We start from the raw sequence: 13,595 nt of genomic DNA, 5'->3' as shown, positions 1-13,595 counted from the left end.
AGCCTGTTGTAGTAGCAACTGCTGCATTCTCAGGCTTTGATCCAGTCGCAAAAGCATTGGGCGACGCATCTTCTACAATATAGACCCGAGGCATGGGAATCTGCGCCACCATAGCCATATCCTGCACAACATGATAAAGCTCAGGGGCTTCCTGTTCGGAAACTTCCCTTGCACCATTCATAGCCATGACAACCTCTGTAGACTGAAAAATCATACTGATAGCGTAAATGCCACCAATGATAAAGGCAAGGATCAGGCCACCAAAGGCAGAATCTAGCCAAAGATAGCCGACAGCCGCCCCGATGAGGGCCAGGAGACCAAAGAAGGCGATAAGGAGGAACCAAGTCCTCCTTTTATTGCTGGCAATTTGATCAAATAGCATCTTAGTCACCTAGCCCAGTACTGCCAAAATCAACTTTTGGGACAGCCTTTTCCTCTTCTGGCGTCTGTAAGAAAGCTGCAGCTTTAAAACCAAACATACCCGCAATAATGTTGCTCGGGAAGGTTTCCAGTTTCACATTGTAGTTGCTGGTAACTGAATTATAAAGCTGACGAGAATAAGCGATTTTATTTTCTGTATTCGTTAGCTCTTCCTGTAACTTCAGATAGTTGGTGTTGGCTTTCAGATCTGGATAGCTTTCAGCTACTGCAAAGATTCCAGAAATCTGGCGAGAAAGGGCATCGCTGGCTTGCATGGCTTGGGCTGGTGAAGTGGCTGAAGCTACTTGGTTGCGCAGCTGGGTCACCTTTTCCAAGGTTGCCTGCTCGTATTTGCCATAACCTTTGACCGTTTCCAAAAGGTTGGGAATCAGGTCATTACGGCGTTTGAGCTGCACATCAATCTGACTCCAGGCTTCCTGAGTCTGCATACGGCTTTTGACCAGTGTATTGTAAGCGCCAATGACAAAGAAAGCCAAAAATACGACAACGATAAGAATAATAATAAAAGTCATGATATACTCCTTCAATTTGGATTAGACTTATTATATCAAAAAATAGTGAGACTGTCTTTATTCTTGACAGAGATTTGAAAAAGATGTATCATAAAATCAGAAAAACCGACCATCGGTCGAATAAAATTTTACCAACAAAAAGGAAGGAATTATGGCTAATAAAAAAGAATTTATCTTAGACACAGCAGAAAAACTGTTTGTCGAACAGGGATTTGATCAAACCTCAATTGCTCAAATCTTAGATGCAACCCAGACTGCACGCGGAACCCTTTATTACTACTTCACATCAAAAGAGGAAATCATGGATGCTATTATCGAGCGCTGGATTAGCCGTGCTTTTGAGCAGATGTACACCTGGGTGGAAAGGAAAGAACTTTCAATTCTCGAACGATTAATGGGTGCCCTAGCTGCCTTAAATATGAAAGAAGAGGGACAAGAGATTTTGGACCACTTACATGCCCCCCAAAATGCTCTCTTGCATGAAAAAACAAATCAAATCTTATTGAGTAAGGCACCTGAAATTCTCTCTCCCCTTCTGCAAGAAGCGATTCAAGCAGGTGAAATGCAAACTGCCTACCCTTACGAAAGTATCGAAATGATGTTGACTTATTCCTTACAAATTTTTAATACATCTTTCCAGACCTTAAATAGACAGGAACAAGAGCAAAAAGTTCAGGCTTTTATCTACTTGCTAGAAAAAATTTTTCAGACAAAAGAGGGATATTTCAGCCCTTTGACACAGTTAATCCACTAAAGGAGTTTGCTTATGAAAAACACTGGCTTTAAAATCTATCTTCTGATATGGCTGGGAACCTTTATTTCTGAAATTGGAACAGGCATGACATCTTTTGCCTTGGGGATTTATATCTACCAGCTGACTAGCCAGGCCTCTTCTTCTGCCTTGGTGACCCTTTGGGCTTTTTTGCCAGGGCTTTTAATAACTCCTTGGGCCGGAATTCTAGCAGATCGTTATGACCGTCGCCTCCTGATGGCTTTGGGGGATGGGCTATCTGGTCTGGGAGTGCTCTGGATTTACTTTAGTTTACAAGCTAGCCAGCCTTCCATACCGCTCATTTGTTTGGGTGCTGCTCTCAGCTCTGTCTTTTCAGCTTTAGTTAGCCCAGCTTTTCGGGCTACGATTTCTGACCTAGTGTCTGAGGATCAAATTTCCAAAGCTACTGGACTATCACAGATTAACGGGATTGCCCGTTATCTCATTTCTCCTACCCTTGCTGGGCTCATTCTGGCTCAAGGCCATATTGGTCAGATCCTCTTAATTGATTTTTCAACAATTTTTGTGACTGTCATTTGCAGTCTAGTCGCTCGTCGTCATATCAAAAATTCATTTAAGGGTGCATCTCATTCTTTCTGGAGGGAATTCAAACGAGGATTTCAAATCATCCATGAAAAAAGGGGGATTTGGCTCTTGGTTCTGCTAGGAACAGCTTTTTCCTTCTTTCTAGGTACCGTTGAAATCTTGCTTTCTCCTATGATTTTAGGTTTTGCTTCCAGCCAAGAAGTCGGTTGGACCATGGCTATTTCCAGCAGTGGCATACTCTTTGGCGGACTTTTCTTAAGCACCTTTGCTATAAAGAATCATTTTCACTTAATCCTCAGCCTTTCATTGGGATTGCTGGGTATCTTTATGGCTGGGATGGGAAGTAAAGAAAACTTAATCTGGATTTGCTCTTTTGGTTTTCTCCTATTTTCTTCTCTTCCTTTTGCCAATACGGCCATTGATTATTTAATTCGCTTGAATATCGATAAGAGGGAACAAGGGAAAGCTTGGGGAACAATCAGTATCATCTCCCAGTTTGGCTATGTTATTGCTTATGCAAGCATGGGCTGGGTAGCAGATACTTTTTTCAAACCGCTCCTACTCCCTAAAGGGGCATTAGCTTCTTCTATCGGCTCTATCATCGGAGTAGGAAGCAGTCGTGGGTATGGTCTCCTTCTTATCCTAGCAGGAATTTGTATCAGTTTTAGTGCTCTCCTTCTCTACCACCAATCTGCAATAAAGGAGCTCGAACATCTTCCTCAGATGAGTCAAAAATGATATAAAAGCCAATAACATCAGCTTCCTCGTCATTTTCCCTTTCTATTTTTTAGCATGACCTCGCATATTTCTACGACTCAGCTCAGTAGCGATTGGCTGACTTCTGGCGAATAGCTCGTGCAAACGGCTAAAAGTCCCGCACTTGCTTAAAATACCTAGCGGCTCTATTGATAGAGACAGACTCTCATGAACCAGCCCAAATTATTTTCACTGACGAGCCGACAGGGGCTCTCAACTCTCAGCCTGGGAAGCAAACTATAGAGCTCATGTAGCGCTCCCATCAGAAGGACGCAAGCATTTTTCTGGTGACACACGATGCCAGCCTTACCATCTATACAGACAAGATGTTGCTCATTTTAGATGGCAAGTTAAAATAGAAGTTCTCTTTGACCCAGCTACTAGTCAAGCTGAGCATCACCAGCTGATCTTAGCGGAGCTAAATCAGATTAGCATATAGAAAAAGAGGCCCTTTGGCAACAATGCCAGGGTCTCCTTTTTATGATATAATAGACTAAATACTGACAAACAAGGATGAAACTATGACACCGCAAGAATTTTACCAGCTCTTGGCTCAAGAGGGCGTTGAGCTGACTGACCGCCAGAAAGACCAGTTTGAACGTTATTTTGAACTTTTGGTCGAATGGAATGAGAAAATCAATCTGACAGCTATCACGGAGAAAAACGAAGTCTATCTCAAGCATTTCTATGATTCAATTGCCCCCATTTTGCAAGGCCTGATTGATAATCAAGAGCTTAAGCTGCTGGACATTGGAGCTGGAGCTGGCTTTCCTAGCCTTCCCATGAAAATCATCTATCCTCAGCTGGATGTGACTATCATCGACTCGCTCAACAAACGAATCAACTTCCTCAAGCTGCTGGCAGAGGAGCTGGGACTGGACAAGGTTCACTTCTACCACGGCCGTGCGGAAGACTTTGCTCAGGATAAAGCTTTTCGAGCGCAATTTGACCTAGTTACTGCCCGTGCAGTCGCTCGGATGCAGGTTCTGTCTGAGTTGACCATTCCCTACCTCAAGGTTGGGGGCAAGCTGCTGGCCCTCAAGGCTTCCAATGCCCCAGAAGAACTGGAAGAAGCCAAAAATGCCTTGAGTCTGCTTTTTAGCAAGGTTCAAGACAATCTCAGCTACGCCCTACCAAACGGGGACCCCCGCTTTATCACAGTGGTTGAGAAGAAGAAAGAAACGCCTAATAAATACCCCCGCAAAGCCGGCATGCCAAATAAAAGACCGCTATAAATCAAAATCAGGCCCATCATTGCCTGATTTTTTTTGCAATTAAAAGCTTCTATAGGCAATCATTCATTCACAAATGCAGCCTCTCGTCTCCTTATCTCCAAGGATTATAGAAACGACTCTGATTGACTAAGAAAAGACCGAGGCCAATACCTAATAGGAGCACTGACAAGAAGATCACCAGCTTGTCTAGCTTACTGAATTCTTGCTGAGTATACCAAGTCCGCTTTTTATTTTTTCCGAAGCGGCGCAATTCCATAGCTGTAGCAATCGTATTGATTCGCTCTAATGAGCTAAAAATTAAAGGAATGACAATTTGCAGATTGCCCTTGATTCGCTGGCTCACCTTGGCTTTGGCTGACAATTCCAAACCACGCGCCTCTTGGGACATCTTGATGAGGTAAAATTCCTCCTGCAAATCTGGGATATAGCGCATAGTCAAACTGACAGCATAAGCTACCTTGTAGGGCACCCCAATCTGATTTAGACTGGAAGCAAACTGACTAGGATGAGTCGTCATCAGGAAAATCAGGGCTAAAGGAATCGTGCAAAAATATTTCACCAAAAGATTAAAGAGGTAAAAAAGCTCCTGACTGGTCAGATTATATGCTCCGAATCCCGTCCACAACATATTCTTACTCTGGTAGATTTCTACTGCATACTGCGGAGAAAAAAGATAAACCATGCTCAGATTTAAGAAGGCAAAGCTACCGGCAAACACCAATACAAAAGAAATATCCTTCAGCCGAATACCAGATAATTTAAATAAGGCCAGAGAAGCCACTGCCACAAAGAGCAGAAAACGCGTATCATAACTAATCATAGCAGCTATTGATACCAAAATGAAAAATAAAAGTTTGCTGGCACCAGATAAGCTGTGAATAAAGCTTGTACCTGTGTGGTAGCCAATCAATTTCTGCTGGTTAAACATGGATTTCCTCCTTTCGCTGCATATAATATTCTGTCAAGGCCAAGGGATCAACCCCTAGCTTCCCAGCTAAAGCAAAAATAGAGGTTTCCTTAAGATTGGCAAGTTTAATCAGCTCCTGATCTGTCAATATCTCGGCTGGACTTTTATCTGCTAAAATATGGCCGTCCACGACAACTAGGGCCCGATCAGAATAGTCCAGCATAAGCTGCATATCATGAGTAATCATGATAATGGTGTGTCCCTGATGATGAAGCTCATCTAAGAAATTCATGATTTCCGTATAATTTCGCTGATCCTGACCAGCTGTCGGTTCATCCAAGAGAATAATCTCTGGATTCAGCACTAAGATTGAAGCAATAGTCACCCGCTTCTTTTGACCGAAAGAAAGAGCAGAAATCGGCCAATTACGAAACTCATACAGACCACAGGTTTTGAGAACTGCAAAGACTTTTTCTTGAATCTCTTCTTCAGAGAAACCACGCAGTCGCAACCCCAGAGCTACTTCATCAAAAATCATGGTCGTCGAAATCATCTGATTAGGATTTTGCAGGACATAGCCGATACGCTCAGCCCGCTCCTTGATCGAATCTCCCTTGATATCTTGACTCTGCCAGCGATAATCTCCCTCCGTATTGATAAAACAACAGAGAGCCTTTGCTAGGGTTGATTTCCCTGCTCCATTCTTGCCAACAATAGCTAGCCGCTGACCTTTGGGAATAGTCAGATTGATATCCCGCAGAATAGGTCTGCCACTCTGGTAAGCAAAGGAAATGTGGTCCAGTTCTAAGAGGGACTGCTGATGGCTGTCGGACTCAAGTGTTAGCGAAGGCAGACTGACAGAGAGCTCCGACAGATCCATATTTCCTAAATCTGACAAGCTTGAAACACTAGCCACATCAAAACCAAGCTGGCGTAAAGTAGTAATATAGAGCGGCTCGCGGATACCATTTTCCGCCAAGAGCTGCGTTTTTAACAAGTCATCCGGACTGCCATTAAAAAGGATTTGTCCATTATTGACCAGAACAACCCGATCCACTGCTCGGTAAAGAACATCCTCTAAGCGGTGCTCGATGATAATCGTCGTGGTTCCAGCTTCCCTGTGAATTTGATCAATCAAATCAATAGTATCCTGACCAGACTTGGGGTCTAGATTGGCCAAAGGTTCATCAAAAAGCAGGATAGGACTCTCATCAATTAGAACGCCAGCCAGACTGACCCGTTGCTTCTGACCGCCGGACAAGTCCTGAGGCCGATGATCCAGCAGGTTCAATAAATCTAATTTTTCCGCCCAAGAATGCACCTTACTTTTCATGGTTGGTAGATCTACCATATCATTTTCAAGCGCAAAAGCTAAATCTTCGGCCACACTGAGACCGATAAATTGACCATCCGTATCTTGCAAAACGGTACTGACCAGATTTGACTTGTCATAAATACTGCTGTCAAAAGCTGGCTCCCCCTGAATCAAGAACTGGCCACTGGCCTGCCCCTTATAAATATTGGGAATAATGCCGTTCAAACAATGGCCTAAGGTTGATTTCCCAGAACCTGAAGGGCCTATTAAAAGAACCTTCTCGCTCTCATAGATGGTCAAATTGATATTCTTTAAGGTCGGATCAGACTGGGTCTGATACTGAAAGGTGAAATCTTGAAATTGGATAATTGGTTTTTTCATAGTCATTTTTATAAAGCCAAAGCGATTTGAATCGCCAGATTGGCCACCTTGTCTTTCTCGTCTAAGTCCGCATGATTGGCTAAATTTCGCATATCCCAAGCTTCCTCAGACAGATGATCTGCCGCATAGAAGAAGTGGCAGACATTAATACTGCGAAAGGCTGCCAGAGCTGCAACAGCTGAGCACTCCATGTCCACACAGACAGCCCCAGCTTCTTTTCGCTTGCGGAGCTTGTCCGCTGTCTCTCGATAAATTCCATCCGTCGTCCAGACCTTGCCTAGACTATGGGAAATCCCTCGCTGGTCCAGAAAATTCAACAGAAAATCCTGTAAGCCAGCATTGACTTCTAGCTCTGAGCTAGCCGGCTGATAATGATAGCTAGTCCCCTCATCTCGCAAAGCCGCCGTCGGGATAATGATAGATGTTTCTTTAATCTCCTCGTCCAGCACACCACAAGTCCCAAAGAGAACCAACTGTTTCATCCCAAAAGCTATCAAGTCTTCCAGAATAGCTACGCAAGCTGAAGCACCAACTGGCGCATTGAAAAGGGCCAACTCCCGTCCATCCGCAAAAACTCGATAAATAGGAATTTCAATATTCGCCATAGAAGTCGTCGTAATCAACTCATGGTCAAAATCTGCCAACATTCGAGCAAAGGTTTCGCGAGCAAAGCAGGAAACCGCCGTCTCTGGAAAGCCCTCGATTGGCTCTATTAAGTCCTCTGGATTAATGATAGCCTTGCGATTTTGGTCAAATTCTTCAAGAATCATAGGGTCCTCTTTCAACGAACTAAAGGAGTGGGACGCTCTACTAATAGAGTTTGAGTTCTATTCCTACTACCTTCCTTATTGTTTTATTGTACCATAAAAAAGCAAGGGGCAGAACAAAAATTCTATTTTTGTTCCTAGTCTTAGCCTCACGAGCTGGCTCAATAGTTGAGGCAATGGAGAAAGAAGATGAGAGTTGCAGCAACGAAGCTTTTGAGAGCTTAAAAAAAACGAACTCTTAGGCTAATGAAAATGCGTGATTAGCCTTGCAAAAGACAATCAGCTACCTCACCAAAAGTTACTATAATATTAAAAAATTTGAGATTTTTTCATCCCAAATTCTTTAATGTTTTTTATGAAATAAGATAGAGTCAGCGCTTGTAAGTCTTGAGCTCTCCCTGACTGATAGCGGTGCCATTGTACAAATCATAAAGCTGTTTATCGCAAACAAGGTCAGCTGTACCTTCGATATAGTCTTTGAAATGCTGGGTTTCTCGATGGTTCAGATAAGCTGCCTCATCCGCATAGACTTCAAAGAAATAAAAACGATTCGATTTCTGAGCATCTGCCATGGCATACATGGCCAAGACTCCCGTTTCCTTCTCCATAGAAGCCGCCATTTCCTCAGTCACAATAGCTTGGAAATCAGCAAGTCCCTCTGCCTTCACATCAACCTGAGCAAATTTCAGATAAAAATCATTCGGCTGAGTCCATTGGCCAGCAGGCAGCTTTTCCTGCAAAAAAATCGGCTGAACATCATAGGCTTGCCGTTCCGTCATGAGCGGCCCTGCTTCTGTCACAAAATACTGGTATTGGGGCGAAGCTCGGTGAATCTGATAATCCTCTTCACTGCGATAAACCTCAAATACATAGGAAACAGTCTCCTGACCCTTGATGGGGCTAGCATACATAGCTAGGGTGCCAGGCTCCTGTTCCTGAGAAGTCGTCAAATTCTTGAGACCGATTGCTTGAAAACGACTCTGGTTTCCGTCTGCTACTGTCAGCCGAAAAAGATGGATGATGGGTGTTGTCATCTTAAACCTCCCTTAGTCTTTGAAAATGATCTTCTGAGCATTGGCGGCCAGAATCTGCTCCTTATTTGCGGACGAGAGGGGCAGATCTTCGATAGCTTGGAGAATGACCTGGGTCGCGCCGGCTGGCTGGATGCCTAAAGGCAGGTCGGTACCAAAGAGCACTCGATCCACCCCAAAATACTCAATAGTAAGCTCCAAAGCCTTAGGATTGCCCAGAATCGCCGTATCCACATAAAACTTGTGAAAATCCTTTTCCTGGTCCTCCGGCAGAATATAGCGAATCCGCTCACTGAAGAAAGGAACCATGGCTCCTGCATGGTGGACGATAATTTTCAGGTCTGGGAACTCCTGAAAAATACCTGTCTGAACCAGCTGAAGCATGGCTTGAGTCAGCTCATATTCCCAAGAAAAGATGATATTATTGTCTGGCTTGCGCTCATCAAAGATGGGATGCAGCCAAATGGGCAGATCCAGTCGGGAGCAGGCTTCAAAAATCAGGTGAAATTCTGGGTCAGCTATGGACAATCCCAGAGCCCGAGTAAAGAGCTGAACACCAGCCAGATGAGGATTAACAGCTGTTTCTTGGAGGATTTTCACTGCTTCTTCCACATGATTCATAGGAATCATAGCAACACCTGCCGCAAAGATATCAGCATTGTCCGCCACTGCCTGAGACAGCTCGGCATTAGCTCGACGGCAGAGAACAGCTGCCATCTCCGGACTAACATAGTCTTCGGGATTGATATTGACAAAAGAAATAATCTGCTGGGTCTCCTTATCCCAAAAACTACATCGCAACTCTATATCAGTCAGCTGAGGATGCTGGATAAAGGGAAATCTCTCCGGTAGCTTGGGTTCAATTTCCAGCATCTGCCGATAAAAATTAGGTGTAAGAACATGAGCAAATACATCAATTTTCTTAGTCATTTTCTACCTCCACTTCTTGCTTTTCATAATTAAATTATAGCACATATTGAAGAGTTTCATCTCCAAAAATCAGTTATCAAATCACAGCTCTAGCTTGAACTTTTTTATTTAAGGAATATGAAAAAATTTCCAAAAAAACAGCCCAATTGGACTGTTTCGTGCTCTTTATGCAGGAGCTACTTCATTTAAAGATTCTCCAATCGCAGCCAAACGCTCCACCACTTCTGCCTGGCTCAAGCCGTTTTCAGCCACATAACGGTTGCGAGGGTGAACACGACATTCGTGAGAACAGCCGCGGAGATACTTGGCTTCATTTTCTTCTGAAGTCAGGATGCGGCGGTTACACTCTGGATTGCCACAGTTGACATAGCGCTCGCAAGGAGTACCATCAAACCAGTCTTTCCCAATCACGACTGGATTCACATAATTGATATCAACTGAGATACGCTCATCAAAGACATACATCTTGCCGTCCCAAAGCTCACCTTGTACTTCTGGATCCTTACCATAAGTCGCGATACCGCCATGCAACTGACCGACACCCTTGTAGCCTTCACGCACCATCCAGCCTGAGAATTTCTCACAGCGTACACCACCGGTACAGTAAACCACCACGCGCTTGTCCATGAACTTCTCTTTGTTATCACGGACCCATTGCGGCAATTCGCGGAAGTTGCGGATGTCTGGACGGATGGCTCCACGGAAGTGACCCAGATCGTACTCATAGTCGTTACGAGTGTCTAAGACAACAGTGTCTTCGTCCAAGAGAGCTTCCTTAAATTCCTTAGGTGACAAGTAAGCTCCTGTCGTTTCCAGCGGGTTGATGTCATTATCAAAATCATTGTCTTCCAAGCCCAAGTGCACAATTTCTTTCTTGTAGCGAACAAACATTTTCTTGAAAGCTTGTTCGTTTTCTTCGTCAATCTTGAACCAAAGGTCTTCCATGCCCGGAAGGCTGTGCACATAATCCATGTATTTTTGAGTGGTTTCATAATCACCAGAAACCGTTCCATTGATTCCCTCATCTGCCACCAAGATACGGCCTTTCAGACCGATGAATTTACAGAAAGCCAGATGATCAGCTGCAAATTTCTCAGCATTCTCAATCGGAACATATTTGTAGTAAAGTAGGACGCGAATATCTTTTGCCATCAGATTTTCTTCTCTTTTCTATTCTTAAATTATCTGAATTTTTAATCCAGCTCTTTCATTATATCGCGAGAAGAAAAGCTGAGCAATTTATTTGTTTGAAAAATAGCTGAGCTGAGCAGTTGAAGAAGAGATAACTCACTCCTCTTCCAATTCTTCCAAATACTTTTCAAAGCGCTTCTTCTGCCACTTGCTGAGAGTCTCCAAGAAAATATTGACCATTAGCATAAAAGGAAAGTGAATGACAAAAGTAATTAAAATAACAAAAAGAAGCATGGGGTGAAAAATACTGTTATGATAAATAGCGTGATTCAGTTGGAAATTCTGGCAGGCAATCAAAAGAGTCAGAAAGCCTGTCGCAGTCAGCACACCCCAGATAGTCAGACTGAAACTATTGTAATAGTTAGCTCCCAGATGCTGAGCTCGATACATGAAATAAAGAGAGGCAATGGCAATCAAAAGTAAGAAGGGCTGATAGTGAACGACTCCCCCATTCATAGCTACAGAACCCATATATAAAGCTAAACTGCCACATAGCATGAGACTGAAACTCTCCATACCAGCCTTGTTGACCAGTTGTTCTTCCCGTTCGTCTAAGATTTGACGTTTAATAAGTTTTATTCTCATTCCAAGCTCCTATACTTCTACTCCAAAAATAGTGATTAACAACATAAGAATGGCAGGAAGTCCGTTATTTATCATGTGAACTGCAATACTGACTTCCAAACGCCGAGTTCGATAAGCCAGCAAGGTCAAAATCACAGAAGAACCACCATAAATTACAAAAGACATGATATTGGTTGGGCCATGAAAAATCGCAAAGAGCAGCCCGCCTATGATATAACCCCAGCTTTCATAGCCTTTAAAGATTTTGAGAGGAATGATGCCACGGAAAATAATTTCTTCTGCGATAGGCGCTAAAACTCCAAGCATGATGGGAAACGAAATCATATCTCCTCTTCGGAACTCCTCCATCAAAGATGCCTGATTAGCCGTTGTCACTTCTCCATGCAGCCACCGGAGTAATACCGTCCCAAGGACAGATATGAGCAACATGCCTAAGAGGCCTAGAGCAATTCGCTTCCCGTCTCCTTTTTGAAAGATTTTTCCAGACTGAGATAAGATTCCAGCCTTCTTTGCTACCGCGACAAAGACCAGCAAAGTGAGGAAAATCAGCAAAAGCCCGAGACCAATGCTCCACTGTTTGGGAAATTGATAAGTTATTGCTAGCTGCTGAGACAGCATAGGGAGCATATACAAGGCCAAGGCTAAGAAAACACAGCCAACCCAGATCAATCGTCTCCACCAAGTCATTCTTCATCCTCCAATTCCTGATCGAGCTTTGCTTGACCTTTGCCGTTTAGGTAAAGACTGATCTTGTCCATCGTCAAGCTCCCAAGCATAAACAGTATCATTGCAAGAGCCAGCTTGAGCAGATACAAAATGCTCAGCATGCTAGCCAGACTTTCTCGCTGTCCAAAGAAATCAATGCCTATAACGATGAGAGCAAAGACGACTCCACCGCCAAAACGCTCTGGCCATTTTTCCTCTCTCACCATATCACGAACATCAATCCCTAGACTTAAGCGACGAAGCAAGGCATATAGACCTACTAGGGTAAGCAGAATACCTTCTGGCAGATAGGCCAGTAAGCTTAGATGGAGGATATAGACTTTGACAAACACAGAGATAGCCAAGAAAAGAAACATTCCTAGCACTAGTTCTCCCGCAACTTTGCCGTCCAATTTCTCTGTTCGTTCATCTTTTATAACAGGCTGCTTCTTCATTTTCTTTCTCACTTTCTTATTTATAAGTTGAAGATTCATTGATTCTAATTCTCATCATTTTCTAGTTCTTGGTCTAATAAAACCTGTCTCTTCTGATAAAAATAATTGACTCCCTTGTCTAAAATACTAGAGAGAACCAGTATCAGCGCAATAATAAAAACAAATTGTAAAAATGGATAATGGCGAAAGAATGGTCGAAGAGCTGAATTTCCACCTAACATCTGAACAGCCACGATTACAATCGCTAGGTTAGCTCCGTTAGCCAAACGACTTCTGAGTGTGCGAACACTACTAGTTGGATGATGGCGTCTGATGTCTAGCCCCAGCTGCCAGCTCCGAATTCCTGCATATAGCTCCATCCCTAAAATAATCAAGATTTCTGGTAAGTAGCCTTCTACTGGCACATGCCAAATCATGATTTTGATAAAAATAGAAATAACGAGCAAAATAATAGCAAAAAAAGCTATTTCATTTCCTAATTTTCTCTCAAGCTGTACAGTCCGTTCATCTGTATAGACTTTTTGTATTCTGTCCTTCATCTTCTTTCTCACTTTCTTACTATTCTTCCCAAAATAACTGATCCAGCGTTTTATTGAGGCATTTGCAAATGGCCAAGCATAAACTGAGACTGGGATTGTACTTGCCTGCCTCAATCAGGCCAATGGTCTGGCGGGTAACGCCGATAGCATCAGCCAAGTCACCTTGGGTCATGTCATGCTCAGCCCGTGCCATCTTGAGCTTAAGATTTTTTGCCATGGTCACCATCCTTATCATCTTTCTTTTGCCCGCCTATAGCGTAGAAAGTGCAGCCAAGGGCGACATCACTAAAAGCAAGTATGATAAAGGTTTGAATTTTCTGAATCATGCCAACAAATAGTAGAATTGTTGCCGATACAAGACAAATAAGCAGTATAAGCAGATCATTCACTTTCTTATTCATATCTATGCTCCTTTCATCTTCACAAGTCCATTATACAATATATTTTAAAAATTGCAATATATAAATGTCATTTTGTCTTTTATTTTTAACATTATTTCAAAAGTAATTTCCATAGTTCTAAACATC

The 13,595-nt window shown here is 43.1% G+C and carries 16 protein-coding genes and 2 pseudogenes; 3 read left to right on the top strand and 15 right to left on the bottom strand.

Annotated elements, in window-relative coordinates; genetic code table 11:
• Together STRDD04_RS11485 and STRDD04_RS06655 are read right to left on the bottom strand one after the other, a co-directional pair.
• Nucleotides 1-382 (bottom strand): M48 family metalloprotease (locus STRDD04_RS11485; RefSeq protein ID WP_231853904.1); only part of this gene is annotated, 382 nt, incomplete at its 3' end.
• Between the two features lies 1 nt (nucleotide 383).
• The gene (locus tag STRDD04_RS06655) at nucleotides 384-953 is read right to left on the bottom strand and encodes a LemA family protein (RefSeq protein ID WP_037615272.1); all 570 of its coding nucleotides are present in this window, start codon (nucleotides 951-953) and stop codon (nucleotides 384-386) included.
• A 151-nt stretch (nucleotides 954-1,104) separates the two neighbouring features.
• Between STRDD04_RS06655 and STRDD04_RS06650 the strand changes: the two genes are divergently transcribed.
• The 3 genes from STRDD04_RS06650 (at nucleotide 1,105) to rsmG (ending at nucleotide 4,262) form a co-directional block, all read left to right on the top strand.
• Nucleotides 1,105-1,707 (top strand): TetR/AcrR family transcriptional regulator, encoded by a 603-nt coding sequence (locus STRDD04_RS06650; protein WP_062200514.1) that lies wholly within the window; start codon nucleotides 1,105-1,107, stop codon nucleotides 1,705-1,707.
• Nucleotides 1,708-1,719: 12 nt separating this feature from the next.
• Nucleotides 1,720-3,009 (top strand): MFS transporter, encoded by a 1,290-nt coding sequence (locus tag STRDD04_RS06645; protein WP_062200512.1) that lies wholly within the window; start codon nucleotides 1,720-1,722, stop codon nucleotides 3,007-3,009.
• A 539-nt stretch (nucleotides 3,010-3,548) separates the two neighbouring features.
• Nucleotides 3,549-4,262 (top strand): 16S rRNA (guanine(527)-N(7))-methyltransferase RsmG, encoded by a 714-nt coding sequence (gene rsmG / locus STRDD04_RS06640; protein WP_062200511.1) that lies wholly within the window; start codon nucleotides 3,549-3,551, stop codon nucleotides 4,260-4,262.
• A 91-nt stretch (nucleotides 4,263-4,353) separates the two neighbouring features.
• Here rsmG and STRDD04_RS06635 read toward each other — a convergent pair whose 3' ends face one another.
• The 13 genes and pseudogenes from STRDD04_RS06635 to STRDD04_RS06580 form a co-directional block, all read right to left on the bottom strand.
• Nucleotides 4,354-5,190, bottom strand: a complete 837-nt coding sequence (locus STRDD04_RS06635; protein ID WP_062200509.1) for an energy-coupling factor transporter transmembrane component T family protein — start codon at nucleotides 5,188-5,190, stop codon at nucleotides 4,354-4,356.
• Nucleotides 5,183-5,989 (bottom strand): annotated as a pseudogene (locus STRDD04_RS11715) (energy-coupling factor ABC transporter ATP-binding protein); the annotation flags it as partial. The pseudogene STRDD04_RS11715 and the gene STRDD04_RS06635, both read right to left, overlap by 8 nt.
• Before the next feature lie 24 nt (nucleotides 5,990-6,013).
• Nucleotides 6,014-6,865, bottom strand: a pseudogene (locus tag STRDD04_RS11710) (DUF3744 domain-containing protein); the annotation flags it as partial.
• An 8-nt stretch (nucleotides 6,866-6,873) separates the two neighbouring features.
• Nucleotides 6,874-7,635, bottom strand: a complete 762-nt coding sequence (locus tag STRDD04_RS06625; RefSeq protein ID WP_062200506.1) for a nucleoside phosphorylase — start codon at nucleotides 7,633-7,635, stop codon at nucleotides 6,874-6,876.
• A gap of 368 nt (nucleotides 7,636-8,003) precedes the next feature.
• Nucleotides 8,004-8,666, bottom strand: a complete 663-nt coding sequence (locus STRDD04_RS06620) for a putative quinol monooxygenase (protein WP_062200504.1) — start codon at nucleotides 8,664-8,666, stop codon at nucleotides 8,004-8,006.
• Between the two features lie 12 nt (nucleotides 8,667-8,678).
• On the bottom strand, nucleotides 8,679-9,593 hold the full coding sequence (locus STRDD04_RS06615; protein WP_062200502.1) for an amidohydrolase family protein: 915 nt from the start codon (nucleotides 9,591-9,593) through the stop codon (nucleotides 8,679-8,681).
• Between the two features lie 165 nt (nucleotides 9,594-9,758).
• Entirely contained in the window at nucleotides 9,759-10,745 is a 987-nt protein-coding gene (trhO, locus tag STRDD04_RS06610; RefSeq protein ID WP_062200500.1) for an oxygen-dependent tRNA uridine(34) hydroxylase TrhO, read from the bottom strand.
• Nucleotides 10,746-10,880: 135 nt separating this feature from the next.
• On the bottom strand, nucleotides 10,881-11,369 hold the full coding sequence (locus tag STRDD04_RS06605; protein ID WP_062200499.1) for a DUF6773 family protein: 489 nt from the start codon (nucleotides 11,367-11,369) through the stop codon (nucleotides 10,881-10,883).
• A gap of 9 nt (nucleotides 11,370-11,378) precedes the next feature.
• The gene (locus STRDD04_RS06600) at nucleotides 11,379-12,056 is read right to left on the bottom strand and encodes a CPBP family intramembrane glutamic endopeptidase (protein WP_062200497.1); all 678 of its coding nucleotides are present in this window, start codon (nucleotides 12,054-12,056) and stop codon (nucleotides 11,379-11,381) included.
• Nucleotides 12,053-12,529 (bottom strand): DUF6773 family protein, encoded by a 477-nt coding sequence (locus tag STRDD04_RS06595; protein ID WP_062200495.1) that lies wholly within the window; start codon nucleotides 12,527-12,529, stop codon nucleotides 12,053-12,055. The genes STRDD04_RS06600 and STRDD04_RS06595 overlap by 4 nt, the downstream gene beginning before the upstream one ends.
• A gap of 44 nt (nucleotides 12,530-12,573) precedes the next feature.
• On the bottom strand, nucleotides 12,574-13,068 hold the full coding sequence (locus STRDD04_RS06590; protein ID WP_062200493.1) for a DUF6773 family protein: 495 nt from the start codon (nucleotides 13,066-13,068) through the stop codon (nucleotides 12,574-12,576).
• A 19-nt stretch (nucleotides 13,069-13,087) separates the two neighbouring features.
• A complete protein-coding gene (locus tag STRDD04_RS06585; RefSeq protein ID WP_062200490.1) occupies nucleotides 13,088-13,285 on the bottom strand; it encodes a helix-turn-helix transcriptional regulator in 198 nt (65 codons plus the stop codon).
• On the bottom strand, nucleotides 13,269-13,469 hold the full coding sequence (locus STRDD04_RS06580; RefSeq protein ID WP_062200489.1) for a hypothetical protein: 201 nt from the start codon (nucleotides 13,467-13,469) through the stop codon (nucleotides 13,269-13,271). Before STRDD04_RS06580 ends, STRDD04_RS06585 begins: the two co-directional genes overlap by 17 nt.
• Nucleotides 13,470-13,595: the final 126 nt, after the last annotated feature.

Origin of the sequence: Streptococcus sp. DD04, from assembly GCF_001578725.1 — a bacterium.
In the GTDB taxonomy this organism is placed as follows: Bacteria; Bacillota; Bacilli; order Lactobacillales; family Streptococcaceae; genus Streptococcus; species Streptococcus sinensis.
This window is presented reverse-complemented; position numbering and strand designations above follow the sequence as displayed.